This is a genomic window from Pararhizobium sp. LjRoot235 (assembly GCF_964254145.1).
GTDB lineage: Bacteria > Pseudomonadota > Alphaproteobacteria > Rhizobiales > Rhizobiaceae > Pararhizobium.
In genome coordinates, this window is record NZ_CAXUSP020000001.1 from 4,048,486 (window position 1) to 4,066,402 (window position 17,917).

Genomic DNA, 17,917 nt, shown 5'->3' on the forward strand with positions numbered 1-17,917 from the left:
GAGCGTCAACCTCAGGCCGGCATCCTACGCGGCCGCCTTCCGCCCTTTTTCCTCACGCGCATGTAAATCCAGTCCAGTGCCAGCATAACGACGAGCGAGACGCCGACCAGCGGGAACACGATCCCCCCGGCAACCAGCATCGCGATCAGGCCGCGAAACACCCCCCTGTCCGCCGGCAGCGGCGGTACGCCGAGCGAGCCCTTGGGCCGCCGCTTCCACCACATGACGCCGGCTGAAACAGCAAGCAGTACGATCAGCATGCAGACGATCGTCAGAACCACCTGGTTCAACAGACCGAATTCCTGGCCGAGATGGACATTGATGCCCCATTCCAGCGCCTTGCCGAGCGGACCATAATCTGCATAACTCATGTCGATCAACGGCTTGCCGGTATACTGGTCAAGGTGCACGACCCGCTGCTTGGCGAGGTCGTCCGGATAGACCGAGCCGGTGTAGACGCCATCGCTGGTCTTCGGAATGCTGACGGCATAGCCGCGATGCAGACCGAGCTGATCGAAGATCGCCACCGCCCGATCGAGACCGATCGGCTCGGCCGTCCCATGCGCAGCGGCGGAGGGCGATTGCGGGATTTTCGCCTGCTCCAGCGACCAGGAGGTCTTGGCAACATGGTCGAGATGCTCGTTCGACATCGGCACGGCAACGCGAACGCCGGCCGGATAGCCGAAATTGTTGCCGTTCGCCCATTCGTTGACCTTGGCGCCCCAGACGCCGGACCACGGCATGCCGCTGATCGCCAGGAAGACGATAAAGAAACCGATTAGGATGCCGCTGGCAGCATGCATATCACGCCAGAACACCCGCCGTTTCGGCGTACCGCGAATGCTCATCACGCCGCCGGTCTGGCTGCGCGGCCACCAGAGATAGATGCCCGTCGCAACCAGAAGAATTGACCAGCCCGCGGCGATCTCGATCAGCGAGCGCGCGAAGGAGCCGAAATATTTGAGGCTGTGCAAGGTGCGGATGGTCCACATGATCGTTCCGCGGTCGGGAAGCGAGCCCAATACCTTGCCGTCATAGGGGTTCACATAGACGGCGCGCTTGCCGGCATTCTCGGTGGTGACAGTGATTTCCGCCGAAGAGGTGGGGCTTGGCGGATCGGTGAATTTCACCGCCGTCCCGGGATAGGCCGCACGCGCCGCAGCGATCATCGCCGATGGCGCGGCTTTCGCGATGTTCTCGCTGATGGCAACGGTCTTCAGGTCGGCGTGGACGATGGCGTCGATTTCATCGCGGAAGAGATAGAGCGCGCCCGTCACCGCCAGGATGACGAGGAAGGGCAGCACCATGAGGCCGGCATAAAAATGCCAGCGCCAGACGGCGCGGTAAAGGTCGGACGCTGAACGCACGGCAGGGCCGGCGCGCCCGATAGTGATATCGGACATGAGATTTCTCCAGATGGGAAGATTTTGACCGCCGGCTGGCGGCCTTGAACGTTCACATGGCGGAGAAGACCGGAGGCGCCCGCGCCTCGGCAACAAGGCCGATTGCAGGCAACGGCGGCAGGAGATGGTCCGGGATGACCCCCACGGTCGTCTGGAGACGATGCGGCCGGACGAGTATGTCCGTCGCCACGGGGATTGCGATAACAGCCTGCGAATGCTGGCAGAGCGTGGCGCAGGGGCATTGCGCATGCTTGGAAGGCTTGTCGACCGGCGTCCTATGTGTCGCCGAACCAGGCTCATCGGCAAAACAGAGAATGTTGAACGGATCGGCCGCCGCCGCGGCGACGCCGCCTTGGGCGAGCCCCGCGGAGAGCCCCTGCAGCAATAGGACGATCGCAAACAGCGCTGAAATGGCGCTGGACGAAATCCGGTCTCTGACGATCTGCCGCAGGATATGCATGAAGGACGACATGCCACAGCACCGGCCGCGTGTCACTGCGGCAGAACGTGAAAATTCGCTAATACCGGCGAGCAATCACGCGCTAGCGAACGCCGTTTGCCATCGGCACCTTCTTGGGATCGATGGTCTCGTAGAATTTCGCGATGATCTCCCAGGCCTCGTCCGCCGTTTCGACGAACCGGACGAGTTCGATATCATTGGGCGCGATCGTACCGAATTCGGCCAGCGCCTCGAAATCGATGATCTTGCGCCAGAACGTCTCGCCGAACAGGATCAGCGGCACCAGCGCCAGGCGGCCGGTCTGCATCAGCGTGATCGTCTCGAACAGTTCATCGAGCGTGCCGAAGCCGCCGGGAAACACGACGACGGCCTTGGCGCGCAAGAGGAAATGCATCTTGCGGATGGCAAAATAGTGGAAGTTGAAGGAGAGTTCCGGCGTCACGAAGCGGTTCGGCGCCTGCTCGTGCGGCAGCACGATGTTGAGGCCAATCGAAGGTGCCCCGATTTCGGCAGCTCCGCGATTTCCCGCCTCCATCACGCCCGGCCCGCCGCCGGTGACCACGACATATTCCGTGTAGCCCGACTCTGCCGAATGCTGTGAACACAGCGTCGAAAACTTCCGAGCCTCTTCATAGTAGATCGAGGCGGCCGTCAGGTTCTTGCGCTGCGTCTCGTTCCTCGCCGCCCAGGCGTCGCCGCCGGGTTCGGGAATGCGCGCACCGCCGAACATCACGATCGTCGAATTGATGCCACGCTCGGAAAGGATCATCTCCGTCTTCAAAAGCTCGAGTTGCAGCCGCACGGGGCGCAGTTCCTCACGGGCGAGAAAATCGTCGTCCGTATAGGCGAGCCTGTAGGAGGGCGACATCGATTGCGGCGTCAGCGGAACGCCCGCTGCCTGTGTCCGTGCCTGCCGGCTGTCGACAAGGGGATCCCAGACCCCGCCCTTGCGCCGCAAATTCCGCTTCTTCATTCTTGCCATATCACACTTTCCTGCCGCAAACCGGCAGCCTTACATCGCTGCCGGATGCTCCTTCGAACATCCCGAACGCTACGGTTCAAATCACCGCAGCATTCCCGTGACATACACCTTCATCCATCGCCGACCGCAACCGAAAAGGCTTCAATTTTTCGGGATCATGCTCTAGAGCATGTTCACGATAGACGCCGAAGTTTAAGGAATTCCGATGACGAACCATGATCTCGCTTCCCTGTCCCAGACCATAGACACGGCTTTCGACAATCGCGACAGCATTACCACGTCCACCAGGGGCGAAGTTCGCGACGCTGTCGAAGCCGCGCTCAACCTGCTCGATAGCGGCAGGGTGCGGGTGGCCGAACGCGGCGCGGACGGCAACTGGACCGTCAATCAGTGGCTGAAGAAGGCCGTGCTGCTCTCCTTCCGGCTGAGCCCGATGGAGATCATCAAGGGCGGTCCCGGCGAAGCTGCCTGGTGGGACAAGGTACCCTCCAAGTTCGATGGTTGGAGCGTTAACGAGTTCGAAAGGGCCGGCTTCCGCGCCGTGCCGAACGCCATCGTCCGCCGCTCGGCCTATATCGCTCCCAACGCCATCCTGATGCCATCCTTCGTCAATCTCGGCGCCTATGTCGGCGAGGGTACGATGGTCGACACCTGGGCGACGGTCGGCTCCTGCGCCCAGATCGGCAGACACGTCCATCTCTCCGGCGGCGTCGGCATAGGCGGCGTGCTGGAACCGATGCAGGCCGGTCCGACCATCATCGAGGACAATTGCTTCATCGGCGCCCGCTCGGAAGTCGTCGAAGGCTGCATCGTGCGCGAGGGCTCGGTGCTTGGCATGGGCGTCTTCATCGGCAAGTCGACCAAGATCGTCGACCGCGCCACAGGCGAAGTCACGTATGGCGAAGTGCCGCCCTATTCGGTCGTCGTCGCCGGCTCCATGCCGTCGGGCAATGCTGTGATGGCGAACGGCCAGCCCGCACCGAACCTTTACTGCGCCGTCATCGTCAAGCGCGTCGATGAAAAGACCCGCTCCAAGACCGGCATCAACGAACTGTTGCGGGACTGACTGATGCCTGCGGAGGGGCGGCAGACCATGCAATGGCTGTTCTTCAGCCCCTCCGGCCGCCTGAGCCGGCTGCCCTATTTCCTCGGCTGGCTGTTTTGGGTGGCGGTCAGCGGCTTCGTTTTGGCACGCATGTACGCCAATGAGGAAAACGACATCGCGCTGGCGCTCTGGACGCTCGTCCTGGTTGTCACCAGTCTCGTCGCCGCCGCGTCGATCGTCATGCTGTCCGTCAAACGCCTGCACGATATCGGCTATCCCGGCGCGCTCGCCATCTGCATGTTCATTCCGGTCCTGAGCCCTGTCATCTTCATCACGCTCTGTCTTTGGCCGGGAAAGCCGGGAGCCAATGAATACGGACCGTGAGAACGCGCGTCCTGATTTTCAACGATCGCTGCCCTCTAGCCGATCGGCCACGGTACATGACGGGAGACCTCGAATTACCGCTGAATTGGTGATCGGCGGCACCGCCTGATGGCTGTTGGCGGCTTTTGCCTCCGATTTCAGGTTGGATTTCGTGGTGTCACTGCCCCTTTCGGGGTGGCGTGCATCATGCGGTGACGCGTCGTCCTTCGTGGAAGACATAGCGGAGCATGTTGTAGGCGATATTGGCCATGCCGATCTTTACCGTCGCCCTGCTGACACCAATGGTTCGAATGAAGAGCTTCATCTTGTCCTTTTGCCTTGCGAACACATGTTCGACGGCGGAGCGCACTTTCGAGCGGCGGCCATTGGCCCGCGACATCGCTTCCGGCATCGGTTTGCCCTTCGGCTTCCTTTGATGGATATCCGACTTCAGGCCATTGTCCTTCAGCCATTCCTCATTGGTCTTCGAACGATAGGCGCTGTCGGCCCAGACCGTCGATGCCGTGTTGTCCTTGGTCACAACGTTTCTGAGTTGAGCGCCGTCATGAGCAGACGCACTCGTCACCGTCCATCCGCGGATGAAGCCGTGCGCCCGGTCGATGCCCGCATGGTTCTTGTAGCCGAACATCGGAATGGCGATGTCGTGCTGCCGGGTCGCTGTTGATGTCGGCGTTTCTGTCGGTTGCTTCGCCTTGGAATACTTCATCGTCCAACGGGCGTCACGATCCTTCTGTGCGAGCTTGGCGGGCTTGTCCTTCCAGCCCTCGGGGATCTCGCCCGCCTTGATCGCCGCTTTCTCGTCCTGGCTATTGTGCTGCTTGGGAGCCTGAATGATCGTCGCGTCAACGATCTGACCGCCCTTGGCCAGATAGCCGGACCGCGACAGATGTTTGTCGAAACGGGCGAACAGATTATCGATGGCACCGGCCCGCACCAGGCTTTCCCGAAACAGCCAGATCGTCTTGGCGTCGGGCACCTTCTCGGACAAGGACAGGCCCAGGAACCGCATGAATGACAACCGGTCCTGGATGACGAACTCTGCCTGGTCGTCGGAGAGATTGTAGAGCGCCTGCAGCACCAGGATCTTGAACATCAAAACCGACGGGAAAGCAGGTCGACCGCCCTTCGATCCGTCGGATCGCTTCAGTGCCTTCGCCAAACGCTTCTCGAACACAGCCCAGGGGATAATCGCGTTGAGCTTCTCAAGCGGATCTCCTACCGCACTCAAGCGCTCGTAACGCTCGTCCAGATCCCAAAAGCCAGGCTGTCCCCGCATCATCCGCTCCCTGCAAATCACACTGCCGGAGTGAATCACGAATTCCGCAAAAAGGGGAGGTTTTTAGAGGTGTCCGACGAGCAAGCGGCTCACGCCACGGCTTCGTCGGCAAACCACATAATCACTTCGAAACCGTCCTTGCGCGCCGTCGCTGGTGACAGTACGTCGAAGCGGACATTCATCTGCTCCAGCAACCGCTCGGCGATCGACAGGCCGAGGCCGGAACCGGGAGACATGGTAGCGCCGCGGCCGAACCGCTTCCGGATGGTTTGAAGTTCATCCGGCGCGAGCGGCGCAACACCATTGACGATCCGCAGCACGCCGCCCTTCTCCAGCCGGATGTCCACCGGCTCCCCGGCCCGGCCGTGCAGCAGGGCGTTCTCGATCAGGTTGCGCAGCACGATGGCAAAGGCGTCCTCGCTGTAGGGGCCCTCCAGCCTGGCACCCTCCTGCCGCTCGAAACGCAGTCGTGACGAGGCTTGATCGCCACGCTCAAAATCAGTCAGCACCAGTTCGAGCACAGGGGCCAGATCGACATTCGTGCTGCCCGCGCCGATCCCCGCCTCGGCGCGGGCCAGTTGCAGCAGTTTTTCGGCCGTATGGCCGAGATTGACGAGCGAGGCTTCGATCTGCTCGGCCCGCCGCTTTTTCGATCCTTCGAGTTCGGCGATCAGCATCTGCGTCTGCGCCAGCGCGCCGGCAATCGGCGTGCGCAGTTCATGTGCGCTGTTTGCCGCAAACTCCCGCTCGGCATCGAATGCCGCCTGCAGGCGTGTCAGGAGATGGTTGACGGAACGGGCGATCGGCCGCAGTTCGCGCGGCAGCATGCGCGACGGGACAGGCGCCATGTTGCCTCCGTCCTTCTCCTCGATCGCCCTTCGCAGGTCGTCGACCGGTGCCAGCGTCCGGCGCACGATCAGCCAGATCAGGCCGATGCTGACGGGAATGAGCACCAGCACCGGCAGGAAAAGCGCCATGCCGCCTTCGGTGATCGCCTCGTTGCGGTTGGCGATCGCATCCGCGACCTGGACGAAGACCGTACCGTCGCCAGCGCTCGCGGTATAAAACCGATAGTCGGCATTTTCCCAGAAGCCGCGCTTCAGCGGCGCGGCGAACGGTTCCGCCGGCGCATCATGCGAGCGGATCAGGATATGGCCTTGCCTGTCGCGAACCTGATAAACGAGATATTCGTCGCCGAGGTCCTCGGTTTGCCCTTGAAGATGCTGCGGCGAGAAAGGTCCCTGCCATTGATGCAGATGATCGATGACGAGCGGCAACAGCCGCTCGGCCGTTTCCTTCAGCGAGGCATCGAAGACTTCGCCGAATTCATCCCGCATCACGGAAACACCAAGGCCGGCGGCGATCAGCCAGAAGGCCGTGGTTGCGCCCGTCAGCCAGAGGATCAGCCGCCGCGTCATGTTGTGCTGCCGGCTTGCTCTTTGCTGCGTCACGGCGATGCTCCGATCTTGTAGCCGACGCCGCGCACCGTCACCACATGATCCCTGCCAAGCTTCTTGCGCAGGCGGCTGACATAGACCTCGACCGTGTTGCTTTCGATCTCGGAGCCGAAAGCATAGAGCGCCTCCTCGATCTGCGCCTTCGAGATGATGGCGCCCGGCCGGGAAAGCAGTATGTCGAGCACCGCCCATTCACGGCCGGAAAGCCCGATCTCCTCGCCGCCGGCAAAGATGCGCCGGTCGACCGGGCTGATCTTCACATCGCCGAAACGGATCTCCGGCGCGATATTGCCGCCGTAGCGGCGGATGACCGCAAGCATGCGGGCACTGAGCTCGCCGAGATCGAAGGGCTTGACGAGGTAATCGTCAGCGCCGCTGTTCAAGCCTTCGATCCGGTCGGAAATCTGGTCGTGCGCCGTGAGGATGATGACGGGCGTGGCAGTGCCTGCCGCGCGCAGGTCCCTCAATAGCGCAATGCCGCTCCCGTCCGGCAGCCGCAGATCGAGGAGAATGAGCCCATAGATAACGGTGCGCATCGCGATGCGCGCATCCTCGAGCGTCTTCATCCAATCGACGGCGTGGTCTGCAGCCGCGACATGGTCGCGCACCGCCTCACCCAGAATGATGTTGTCCTCGACAAGCAGAACGCGCAAGCCGCTGGTCCTTCTTTCGGTCAGCTTCCCCCGCATTCTTATTTCCTCTTGGGTTTTCCCGTCAAACGGCTTTGACCGGCGCGACAAAACGTCCGCTTTCCGGGCAGGAAAAACGGACGCCGAATTTGCATCGTGGCCCTGCCGGTTACGAAGCCGCACCAGCCCGGCAGGACGACAGAACGTCGAGCGCCGGATCGTAGACCCTGGTAGCGACATTCATCATGCCGAGCACCGTATGGAAGAGATTGTCGTGGGACTGCGGTTCAATGGTCTTTGCAGCGACGCACGACGGCTCGATGCGGGCCTTGGCCTCCCGGCCGAGCCAGAGCACGAAAGGAATATGCGTCTGCTGGGAGGGTGCGATGAAATAGGGCGCGCCATGCAGATAAAGCCCATGCTCGCCCAGCGATTCGCCGTGGTCGGACATGTAGATCATCGAACCGGCCATCCGGTCCTCGCGGCTTTTCAGCTTGTCTATGATCGTCGAGAGAACCTGGTCGGTATAGAGCACGGTATTGTCATAGGCGTTGACGATCTCGTCGCGGCTGCAATTGCCGAGTTCCGACGTGCGGCAATCCGGCGTAAAGCGGCGGAAGGCATCTGGATAGCGCTGGAAATAGGACGGCCCGTGGCTGCCGATCTGATGAAGCACGAGCACACTGTCACCCTTGACGCCATCCAGCCAGGCATCGAGACCGTCAAGAAGCACGTCGTCGCGGCATTCGTGATCGATGCAGAAGCGGGGATCGTTCCGGTCCGAAAACGAGGTATAGGCGATACGATTGGCGATCGCCTTGCTGCCGGTATTGTTGTCCCACCACTCCGCCTTGATGCCGGCATGCGTCAGGACGTCAATGAGGTTTTCGGTCTCCAGGCCCTTTTCATGCGTGTATTCGCCACGGGTATAGACCGAGAACATGCAAGGCAACGAGACGGCAGTGGCCGTGCCGCAGCTCGTCGTGTCGCTGAAATAGCTGATGTCCTGGCGCGACAGTTCGGGGTTGGTCAGCCGCGAATAGCCGCCGAGCGAGAAATCGTCCGCCCGCGCGGTTTCGCCGGCAATGATGATGGCAACCCGCGGTTTGCCGGAAACGGCCGGCGCGATCACATGCGCATCCGTCCCGAGCGGCTGGACGACGATGTTCTTTTCCGCTCCGCTGGCGTTCAGATAGCGCACGGTGCTGGCGATCGGCATCACTGGGTTCAACGTCGCGACGAGATCGCGGTGCTGCCGGGTCGTGGCGGCGAAGGTCCGGACATTGGCAAGGGCGGCGGCGGCAAAAACCGCAAGGCAGGGCAGGATCACAGCGAGATTCCACAAGACCTTCTGGGCGATCGGCCGATGGCGGATGCGCACCAGCGCAATCAATAGGGAGGGCACAAGGGCAAATACGGTCATGTGGATGAGGAACCCCGCCGTCATCAGATGGCCGGCCTCCGAGCCCGTCGTCTCGGCGGCGTTGCGGATCATATCGAGGTCGATGATAGTCCCGTAACGGTCCATGAACCACGAAGCGGTCGCTGCGCTGGTGATGAGAAGGATGAACAGCGGCTTGGTCAGATATTTCACCGACACGGCAATGCACAGCGCCGAGAATAGCGCGGAGAGCCCTATGCAAAGCAGGATGAGGCCGAAACTCGGCAGGCCAAGGTAAGTCACCGCCTTTGCCCAGAAGGTGCCGTTGGTGACGAAGAGCAGATAGAGCGCCACCACCACGCTCAGCGTCGCGCTGCCGATTGCCGGGCGCGCCAGCCGCGGCGCCGTTGCCGGAAGGGTTTCGAGGGCCATTCATCGTCTCCTGCTTGGGTCACACGGGCGGGGTCCCCGGAGCGCTGATGCCGCGCCGCCGGTCTTGCACCGCGACATCTGGGCCGGTTTTCTGACAGGAACCTGAACGGGGGAATGAGCAGGACAGGTGGTGGCAGGGGCGGAGCCGACGCGCGCGGCAGGAGAGGTCCGGAAGCGTCCACGTTCAGCCAGTTGTCAGGATTGTCCGGCAGACTGGCAGCGGATACTGGAGATTATTGCTTGAAAGCGCGTCGAATTCCTCTGGGGCTGCTCTACGTCGCCGTTCTCATCCTCATCGTCACAACAATCCCGCTCGCCCAATTTGCCCGGCGGCAGCCGATCAACCACCGGCAATCGACAGCATTCTCGGTCCGGCTCAATCAGATGAAGATGTAGGAAGGCCTTTTGCGCGTCTGATAAGACGCGCGGAGCGGAGCGGACAGGCAGAGCCTGTCGCGATGACGGAGACGCCACCGGTCACTTGCGATCTGGTCGCAAGACCTCTCATCGGCCCCTTTGCACTTGGCCTGAAGGCATCCTATTATTCACTGCATAATTCCTTAGATCCTATTCGATCTAAGGATAAAATCATGCAGCAATTCAAAGTGCTACAGCGACCTTTGCGCGTCTGATACGACGCGCGGCGCTGTAGGAGGGTGGTAGGCCGCTTGGGAGGATTGAATGTCGGCACTGCCTTTCTCGAAGATATCGGCGCCACTAAACGGACTGCTCGCTGCGATCGGGCTCATGACGGTAGCGGCGCTCACGGCATCGGATATAGCCGGACGAACCAGGCTCGCTTTGGAGCTCCTGCTCGCTGGCATCTGGATCATCTATTGCCTGCAACTGACCGGGACGCTGTTTATCCAGCGGACGACAGACCTTCGGGACAGGATACCCGTAATCGCCGTCGATGTGCTCGCTGTTTTGGTCCCTCTCGCCGCGTTCCTGCTCGACGGTACGCGCGACCAGAGCCTTTACTGTGCCGTCTGGCTGCTCAAGCCGCTGCGCGATTCGACCTTTTTCCGGCTGGTGGGCCGGGTCCTCACCAACGAGGCGCGCAACCTGATCGGCGTCACCTCGGTCTTCGGCATCATCCTCTTCTCTGCGGCGCTGGTGGCCTATATCATCGAGCGCGACCTCCAGCCGGACAAGTTCGGCAGCATCCCCCAGGCGATGTGGTGGGCGGTGGTGACGCTATCGACCACAGGCTATGGCGACGTAACGCCACAAAGTTTCGCCGGTCGCGTCCTTGCCGGGCTGGTCATGATGTGCGGCATCGGCATCTTTGCGCTCTGGGCCGGCCTCCTTGCCACTGGCTTCTATGAGGAAGTCCGGCGCCAGGACTTCGTGCGCAACTGGCAACTGGTTGCGGCCGTGCCGCTGTTCCAGAAGCTTGGCTCGGCCGCGCTGGTCGAGGTCGTGCGCGCGCTGAGACCACGCGTAGTGCCGGCCGGCACCATCATCTGCCGCAAGGGCGAGACCGGCGACCGGATGTTCTTCATCGTCGAGGGCCGCGTCAGCGTCGCGAAACCGAACCCGGTGGAGCTTGGCGCCGGCAGCTTCTTCGGGGAGATGGCGCTGATCAGCGGCGAGCCCCGCTCGGCGACCGTCAGCGCCGTGACCGAAGTCTCGCTCCTGTCGCTATATTCGGTGGATTTCCAGATGCTGTCCAAAAACAGCCCGGAGATCGCCGACATCATCCGCAAGACCGCGCTCGAACGGCGCGGCGCGGTACCGGACCCTCCCCTTGAGGGAAATGACACAAAATCAACACCTTAGCCGAAGGCTACGTGTTAGAATTTGTTGATGAGCGGATCCGTCCGCGAGCCCGCAGTTTCCCCGCTGATCCCCGCCCTGAAAACCTGTGCCATGATCGTTGCGTTCCGTCATCGGCTACCCCGCGAGGCGTCGCGGCGAGACGGGACCGGTGCCGGATGCGGGAAGGACGTGAGCCTTCATCCGGTGGGCGATCAGAAAATGGTTCCCCTCCGCAGACTGTACGGCGCTGCGGGCGTGCCTGTGGGGTACATAAGGTCGGCGCCAATGCCGACCTCAGAGGAGCCGGAGTTGCCCGCCGACGACCATCGAACGGGGCGCTGGGAAGCGTCATATACATTACCTTCGTCTCGGCACTTTTCAGCGCCCCGGCCAGGTAAGAGATGAGGAAAACCACGGCGGAATTTTCCGGGCGTGGCTATTGGCCGTTGCGGTCGCCGCAAAGCGGCGGGTGGGGGTGAACCATTGCTTGACGCGAAAATCATCCCAACCCGACACCGCGAGCCCCAAGCAGACGCTGACCCCGTGACAGCCCGGTGGGGATCGGCTACACCAAGCCCTCGAAGACAACAGGCCTTTCTGATGACCGCTACCGATCCCGTCGCCAATCTCGCCACCCTGATCCGCTGCCCGTCCGTGACCCCTGCCGAAGGCGGCGCCTTGAGTGCGCTCGAAACAATGCTGAAACCGCTCGGTTTTGCCGTTGATCGGGTGATGGCCACCGAGGAGGGTACGCCGGACATCGAAAACCTCTATGCCCGCCTCGGCACCGGCGGGCCGCACCTGATGTTTGCCGGCCATACCGACGTCGTGCCGGTCGGCGACGAAACGGCCTGGACGCATGGCCCGTTCGCGGCCGATATCGCGGATGGCGAGATGTATGGCCGCGGCGCCGTCGACATGAAGGGCGGCATCGCCTGTTTTACCGCTGCTGTCGCCCGTCATATCGAAAAAAATGGCAAGCCGCCGGGCTCGATCTCCTTCCTGATCACCGGCGACGAGGAAGGCCCGGCGATCAACGGCACCGTCAAGCTGCTCGAATGGGCGGCGGCAAGGGGCGAGCGCTGGGATGCCTGCCTCGTCGGCGAGCCGACCAATCCCGACCGTCTCGGTGACATGATCAAGATCGGCCGGCGCGGCTCGCTGTCGGGCACCGTCACCGTGCACGGCGTGCAGGGCCATGCCGCCTATCCGCATCTCGCCGACAGCCCGGTGCGCGGCATCCTTGCCCTGACGCAGGCGCTGATGGATCCGCCCTTCGACGGCGGCACCGACAATTTCCAGCCATCCAATCTCGAGGTGACGACGATCGACGTTGCCAACAAGGCGGTCAACGTCATTCCGGCCAAGGCGTCGGCGCGCTTCAACATCCGCTTCAACGACACCTGGGACGCGGATAGCCTGAAGGCCGAGATCATCGCCCGCCTCGACCGCGCCAGCGCCGACAGCGTGCTTCGTCCCGGCCGCCCGCCCGTCAAATACGATATCGTGTGGAGCGAGCGGCCGAGCCATGTCTTCCTCACCCGCAACAATGCGCTGATCGCCTCACTGTCGGGCGCCGTCGAAGCCGTCACCGGCCGCGAACCGAAGCTGTCGACTACCGGCGGCACGTCGGATGCACGCTTCATCAAGGATTACTGCCCGGTCGTCGAATTCGGCCTGGTTGGCCAGACCATGCACATGGTCGACGAGCGCGTTGCCGTTGCCGACCTCGAAACGCTGACGCGGATCTACGAAACCTTCATCAGCCGCTGGTTTGGCCATGCCGCAGATTGAAGAGGTCGGCAATTACATCAAGGGGATCTGGTTGCTGATCCTCGGTGACAAGAGCGGATTCGACTGGCTCGACATCACCGCGCTCGGCGTCTGGCGCTCTTTCGCCGCCTTCCTCTGGTGCCTGCCGGCGATGGCCGTCGGCTGGGCCGCCTGGCGCCTCTACTATCTGGCGAACATGCCGCAGGGCGCCGAGACGGGGCTGATCTTCATTCTCAAACTGCTCTTCGTCGACATGGCGATGTGGGTCGTGCCACTGGTGCTCGTCGCCGCCCTCGCAAAGCCGCTCGGCTACGGCGAACTGCTGGCACCGATCATCATCACCAGCAACTGGCTGGCCGTGCCCACCGTCTATGCGATGGCTATCCCGCTTGCGATCAGGCTGGTCATTCCCAATAGCGAGGGCCTGACGAGCGTGCTGTCGCTGATCCTTCTGCTGGCGAATTTCACCGCAATTTTCCGTCTGGTGAAAACCATCGCCAACAACCAGACGCTGCTCGCCTCCGCATTGGCTGCCCTGCTGATCCTGCCGTGGCTGATGCTCGGTGAAAGTCTTCCGCGGGTGTTTGGCCTGATGCCGGCCTGAATTGCTGGTTGTCAGTAATCGACCTGCATGAAATAGAGCCCGTCAGGCGGCGCCACCGGGCCGCATGCCCTGCGATCCCTCGCCGCCAGTGCCGCGCGCACGTCCTCCGGCGTCCACTTGCCCTCGCCCACCAGCTTCAGCGTGCCGGCGAAGGAGCGTATTTGGTTGTGCAGGAAGCTCTGCGCCGTGGCGCGGATTTCGACAAGGTCGCCGTCCCGCGTCACATCGAGCCGGTCGATCGTGCGCATCGGGCTGTTGGCCTGGCAATGGGTCGAGCGGAAGGTGGTGAAGTCATGATGTCCGACCAGCGTCTGGGCTGCAACATGCATCGCCTCATGATCGAGCGTCTTCGGCACCCACCAGGCCCGCTTCGCCTCGAGCGCGAGCGGCGCCGGACGGGAGATGATGCGGTAAAGATAATGCCTTCTCAGCGCCGAAAAACGCGCGTCGAACTCGGGCATCACTTCCGCGGCGTCAATGATCGCAACCTGTTCCCTGGCAAGCCCGAGATGGGCATTGAGCGCATTGCGCAAGGTCGCGGGCTTCCAGTGCCGGGTGAGGTCGACATGCGCCACCTGCCCCTTGGCATGCACGCCGGAATCGGTGCGCCCCGCGCCTCGGATCGAAACACTCTCGCCGGTGAGGCTGAGGATCGCCTTCTCGACAGCGCCCTGCACGGAGGGGCCGTTCTCCTGCCGCTGCCAGCCGACATAGGCCGAGCCGTCATATTCGATCGTCATGCGGAAACGTGGCATCAGTGAAGCCTTGTGCCGGCCGGAATGGGCGTGCCGTGGCGGAAATCGTCGGCGTCGAGGACCTTGCCGCCCGCCTTCTGCAGACGGGTCAGACGCACCGAACCATTGTCGCAGGCAATCGTCAGGTCGTCGAACAGGGCGGTGCCGGTTTCACCGCCCACCTTTTCGACAACGGACGAGAGAACCTTGATCCGCTCCATCTTGCCGCCGATTTCGACCTCGAACCAGGCGCCAGGGAAAGGCGAAAGACCGCGAATATGATTGTGAACCTCGGCCGCCGTTTTTGAGAAATCGATCCGAGTTTCCGCCTTGCTGATCTTGGCGGCATAAATGACGCCATGCTCCGCCTGCGGCGTCAGCGGCAGGTCGCCACCATCGAGCTTTTCCATGGCGTCCTTCATCAGGTCCGCTGCAACCAGCATCAGCTTGTCGTGCAGTTCGCCGGCCGTCATCTCGTTGTCGATGGCTACGACCTCGGTCAGCGCCACCGGGCCGGTGTCGAGCCCCTTGTCCATCTTCATCACCATCATGCCGGTCTCGTGGTCGCCCGCCATGATCGCCCGCTGGATCGGCGCGGCACCCCGCCAACGCGGCAAAAGCGAGGCATGGCCGTTGTAGCAGCCGAGCCGCGTGCCGTTGAGGATTTCCTCCGGCAACAGCAGGCCATAGGCGACGACGACCGCCACATCCGCATCAAAATCGCGAAATGCCTGGCGGTCTGCCGCATCCTTGAAGTTAACCGGCGTCAGGACGCTGACACCGAGCAGTTCCGCTGCCTGATGCACAGGCGATTTCTGCAGGTCGAGGCCACGGCGGCCACCGGGGCGCGGCGGCTGGGTATAGACCGCGACGATCTCGTGGCCCGCCTCGGCGAGCGCCGACAATGTCGGAACCGAAAATTCGGGTGTTCCCATGAAGATGATGCGAAGCGGCACGGCGCGCGGACTCCCGTTCTGATCAGGCCCCTTCAAACGGGTTTATGAGCTTCAAATCAAGCCCCTCGAAGTCTTTTGTATTGCGTGTCGCAAGCGTCGCATCGTGGGACAGACAGATCGCGGCAATCATGGCGTCCTTGGTTTCCATCGGCCTGCCCTCCTTCTGCCGTTGAGCGGATAACTTGCCGTAGCTCGCGGCCACATTCTGCGTGAAACTCAGAATCCGCCCGGAAAACTCTTCTTCGATCCGATCGAAAGTTTGACGCAAACTCTCACGCCGAGCTCCCGGCTCCAGCAGGGCCACTCCGAAATGGATTTCCGCCATCGCGATCGCCGTTAGGAAGACGACTTCGCTGTCGTACCGGTCCAGCCATCGAAGGATCACCTCGCTATATCGTCGTCCCTGAAGTTCGGAAATGACGTTGGTATCTAGAACGATCATTTGAAGTCCGGCGGCGAGCGGTCGGGCTGTTTGCGAAACGCATCGATGGCGCGCAGTTCGTCATCATCGAATTTCGCATCGCCCAAGATGGCACGCAGCCGCTGCCCGGCCGTTTGACCTCGGCGCTGTTCCCGTTCTAAGGCGGACCGAATTTGCACAATGGCCTCGTCGGAAAGGCTGCGGCCGTTCCGGCGCGCACTTTCCTGCAATTCGACCTTCAGAGCGTCGTCAATTCCACGAAGAAGCAGATCGCCCATGCGCAACCTCCACGATGATATCAGTGATATCATAGGCGTGAAGGTCATCATTTTCAATGGAACCGTCAGATCGCCTTGGCGCCGCGGACCTTGGCGGCTTTGGTGAACTTGCGAATCACCATTTCGCGCTTGAGCTTGGAGAGATGGTCTATGAACAGCACGCCGTTCAGGTGGTCGATCTCGTGTTGCAGGCAGGTCGCCAGCAATCCATCCGCCTCCACTGTCTGCTGCTTGCCGTCGCGATCGACATATTCGACGGTGATTGCGGCGGGGCGCTCGACTTCCGCATAGTAGTCCGGGATCGACAGGCAGCCTTCCTCATAGACCGAGCGCTCGTCGGAAAGCTTCACGATCTGCGGGTTGATGAAGACCAGAGGCTGTTTTTCCTCGCCTTCCTTCGAAAGGTCGATCACGAGCATGCGGCGGGGGACGCCGAGCTGGATCGCTGCCAGGCCGATGCCAGGCGCGTCATACATCGTGTCCAGCATGTCTTCAGCGAGGCGGCGGACATCGGCATCAACCGTTTCCACCGGCTTGGAAAGCTGGCGCAGCACGGGATCCGGAAGAATGATGAGCGGCTTGATGGTCATCCGGCTCCCATAACTGATCTTTTGCGTTGATGGAATTCTCGTTTTCAAGATTTTGCTGGGAATGTGGGTGCTTATGTCACTTGATTCATCGCTGTTCTCGTTTTGATCTGGCCACAAACGTCGAATCCGCTTAGGTTGCGGCCATGGAACCTGTGACACTCACCCTCGACCAGCCTCTTTTCATCCTTGGGGCCTATCCGGTGACGCTCGGCATGTGCCTGTTCATTGCGATCGCGATCCTGCTGCTCGCCGGCATCCCCACCGTGCTTGGGCGGCGGCGGACACGGCAGTCGGTCCTGGAGGCGGAACAGCGGATGACGGCACTCTTGGCCGCTCAGACGGAGATGCAGGGCCGCATCGCGGCGATGGCGGACGTGTTCGGCGCTCGGCAATCCGAACTCAACCAGTCGATCAGCCAGCGGATCGACGGCATGACGCATCGGCTCGGCACGTCGATTGCAGAGCAGACCAAGGCGACGCACGAGAACCTGCGCCGGCTGCAGGAGCGGCTGGCGGTGATCGACACGGCCCAGACCAACATCCAGTCGCTGGCCAAGGACATGGCCGGGCTGCAGAGCATTCTTTCCAACAAGCAGACGCGCGGCGCCTTTGGCCAGTCACGCATGGAGACGATCATCGCCGACGGCCTGCCGATGGGCTACTACGCCTTCCAGACGACGCTGTCGAACGGATCGCGGCCCGACTGCACGATCCGGATGCCGAACGGCCAGCCAGTGCTGGTGATCGACGCGAAATTTCCGCTCGAAGGCTGGAATGCCATCCGCAGCGCTGGCGAGCCAGAGGCAGCCCGGCAGGCGACGCAACAGTTCCGCCGCGACATGGAGGTGCATATCCGGGATATTTCGGGGAAGTATCTGATCCCCGGCGAGACACAGGACACTGCTTTCCTGTTCGTACCCTCCGAATCGATCTTTGCGGAAATCCACGAGAATTTCGAAGGCATCGTCCAGAAGGCGCACCGGGCGCGGGTCGTCATCGTCTCGCCGTCGCTGCTGATGCTGTCGATCCAGGTCATCCAGGCTATCCTGCGCGATGCCCGGATGCGCGAACAGGCGCATCTGATCCAGGGTGAGGTGATCCGGCTGATGGAGGATCTGACCCGGCTCGACGACCGGGTGCGCAAGCTGCACGGCCACTTCCTCACCACGCAGAAGGATGTCGACGATATCCTCACCTCATCGGAGAAGCTCAAGCGGCGCGGCACAAGGATCGAGGCGCTGGACCTCCAAGCCGCCGGCGCACCGCCCGATGCCAAACCGGAACAGAAAACCTTCGACAATCGCAGGGGGCAATTGAATCTGAGGGTGGTTGACGAGGACTGACCGTCTCG

The 17,917-nt window shown here is 62.0% G+C and carries 19 protein-coding genes; 7 read left to right on the forward strand and 12 right to left on the reverse strand.

The features are described 5' to 3' along the window. Window positions 1-11: 11 nt before the first annotated feature. From ACSQ2Z_RS19900 to ACSQ2Z_RS19910, 3 genes are all read right to left on the reverse strand, one after another. Window positions 12-1,403 carry a PepSY-associated TM helix domain-containing protein gene (locus tag ACSQ2Z_RS19900; protein WP_436082794.1) on the reverse strand — a complete coding sequence of 464 codons (1,392 nt, stop codon included), beginning with the start codon at window positions 1,401-1,403 and terminating at the stop codon, window positions 12-14. Window positions 1,404-1,455: 52 nt separating this feature from the next. Beyond that, complete coding sequence (locus tag ACSQ2Z_RS19905; protein WP_436082795.1) at window positions 1,456-1,875, reverse strand: hypothetical protein; 420 nt, start codon at window positions 1,873-1,875, stop codon at window positions 1,456-1,458. 70 nt (window positions 1,876-1,945) lie between these two features. Beyond that, window positions 1,946-2,845 (reverse strand): LOG family protein, encoded by a 900-nt coding sequence (locus ACSQ2Z_RS19910; protein WP_436082796.1) that lies wholly within the window; start codon window positions 2,843-2,845, stop codon window positions 1,946-1,948. Between the two features lie 205 nt (window positions 2,846-3,050). Here ACSQ2Z_RS19910 and dapD point away from each other — a divergent pair, with 205 nt between their 5' ends. Further along, a complete protein-coding gene (gene dapD, locus ACSQ2Z_RS19915; protein WP_436082797.1) occupies window positions 3,051-3,911 on the forward strand; it encodes a 2,3,4,5-tetrahydropyridine-2,6-dicarboxylate N-succinyltransferase in 861 nt (286 codons plus the stop codon). Between the two features lie 3 nt (window positions 3,912-3,914). Continuing rightward, the gene (locus ACSQ2Z_RS19920; protein WP_436082798.1) at window positions 3,915-4,274 is read left to right on the forward strand and encodes a DUF805 domain-containing protein; all 360 of its coding nucleotides are present in this window, start codon (window positions 3,915-3,917) and stop codon (window positions 4,272-4,274) included. A 184-nt stretch (window positions 4,275-4,458) separates the two neighbouring features. Here ACSQ2Z_RS19920 and ACSQ2Z_RS19925 read toward each other — a convergent pair whose 3' ends face one another. The 4 genes from ACSQ2Z_RS19925 to ACSQ2Z_RS19940 form a co-directional block, all read right to left on the reverse strand. Then, entirely contained in the window at window positions 4,459-5,550 is a 1,092-nt protein-coding gene (locus ACSQ2Z_RS19925; RefSeq protein WP_436080166.1) for an IS5 family transposase, read from the reverse strand. Between the two features lie 89 nt (window positions 5,551-5,639). Continuing rightward, window positions 5,640-6,968, reverse strand: coding sequence for an ATP-binding protein (locus ACSQ2Z_RS19930; RefSeq protein ID WP_436083136.1), 1,329 nt, complete (start codon window positions 6,966-6,968; stop codon window positions 5,640-5,642). Between the two features lie 29 nt (window positions 6,969-6,997). Then, entirely contained in the window at window positions 6,998-7,660 is a 663-nt protein-coding gene (locus ACSQ2Z_RS19935; protein WP_436083137.1) for a response regulator transcription factor, read from the reverse strand. 145 nt (window positions 7,661-7,805) lie between these two features. After that, entirely contained in the window at window positions 7,806-9,449 is a 1,644-nt protein-coding gene (locus tag ACSQ2Z_RS19940) for a phosphoethanolamine transferase (RefSeq protein ID WP_436082799.1), read from the reverse strand. Window positions 9,450-9,689: 240 nt separating this feature from the next. Here ACSQ2Z_RS19940 and ACSQ2Z_RS19945 point away from each other — a divergent pair, with 240 nt between their 5' ends. From ACSQ2Z_RS19945 to ACSQ2Z_RS19960, 4 genes are all read left to right on the forward strand, one after another. Further along, complete coding sequence (locus ACSQ2Z_RS19945; protein WP_436082800.1) at window positions 9,690-9,845, forward strand: hypothetical protein; 156 nt, start codon at window positions 9,690-9,692, stop codon at window positions 9,843-9,845. 285 nt (window positions 9,846-10,130) lie between these two features. Further along, window positions 10,131-11,231, forward strand: a complete 1,101-nt coding sequence (locus ACSQ2Z_RS19950) for a cyclic nucleotide-gated ion channel (protein WP_436082801.1) — start codon at window positions 10,131-10,133, stop codon at window positions 11,229-11,231. 579 nt (window positions 11,232-11,810) lie between these two features. Then, the gene (gene dapE / locus ACSQ2Z_RS19955) at window positions 11,811-13,004 is read left to right on the forward strand and encodes a succinyl-diaminopimelate desuccinylase (protein WP_436082802.1); all 1,194 of its coding nucleotides are present in this window, start codon (window positions 11,811-11,813) and stop codon (window positions 13,002-13,004) included. Then, entirely contained in the window at window positions 12,991-13,587 is a 597-nt protein-coding gene (locus tag ACSQ2Z_RS19960) for a hypothetical protein (protein ID WP_436082803.1), read from the forward strand. The genes dapE and ACSQ2Z_RS19960 overlap by 14 nt, the downstream gene beginning before the upstream one ends. Before the next feature lie 11 nt (window positions 13,588-13,598). Here ACSQ2Z_RS19960 and truA read toward each other — a convergent pair whose 3' ends face one another. The 5 genes from truA to def all read right to left on the reverse strand — a co-directional run bounded on the left by truA (window position 13,599) and on the right by def (window position 16,566). After that, on the reverse strand, window positions 13,599-14,342 hold the full coding sequence (truA, locus tag ACSQ2Z_RS19965; protein ID WP_436082804.1) for a tRNA pseudouridine(38-40) synthase TruA: 744 nt from the start codon (window positions 14,340-14,342) through the stop codon (window positions 13,599-13,601). Further along, window positions 14,342-15,277, reverse strand: a complete 936-nt coding sequence (gene fmt / locus ACSQ2Z_RS19970) for a methionyl-tRNA formyltransferase (RefSeq protein ID WP_436082805.1) — start codon at window positions 15,275-15,277, stop codon at window positions 14,342-14,344. The genes truA and fmt overlap by 1 nt, the downstream gene beginning before the upstream one ends. Window positions 15,278-15,299: 22 nt before the next feature. Continuing rightward, a complete protein-coding gene (locus ACSQ2Z_RS19975) occupies window positions 15,300-15,719 on the reverse strand; it encodes a type II toxin-antitoxin system VapC family toxin (protein WP_436082806.1) in 420 nt (139 codons plus the stop codon). Beyond that, window positions 15,716-15,976, reverse strand: coding sequence for a FitA-like ribbon-helix-helix domain-containing protein (locus tag ACSQ2Z_RS19980; RefSeq protein ID WP_436082807.1), 261 nt, complete (start codon window positions 15,974-15,976; stop codon window positions 15,716-15,718). The genes ACSQ2Z_RS19975 and ACSQ2Z_RS19980 overlap by 4 nt, the downstream gene beginning before the upstream one ends. Before the next feature lie 65 nt (window positions 15,977-16,041). Continuing rightward, window positions 16,042-16,566: a peptide deformylase gene (gene def / locus ACSQ2Z_RS19985; RefSeq protein ID WP_436082808.1), complete on the reverse strand. Its 525-nt coding sequence runs from the start codon at window positions 16,564-16,566 to the stop codon at window positions 16,042-16,044. A 143-nt stretch (window positions 16,567-16,709) separates the two neighbouring features. On the opposite strand from def, the gene ACSQ2Z_RS19990 reads away from it, so the two are divergent. Then, window positions 16,710-17,909 carry a DNA recombination protein RmuC gene (locus ACSQ2Z_RS19990; protein WP_436082809.1) on the forward strand — a complete coding sequence of 400 codons (1,200 nt, stop codon included), beginning with the start codon at window positions 16,710-16,712 and terminating at the stop codon, window positions 17,907-17,909. Window positions 17,910-17,917: the final 8 nt, after the last annotated feature.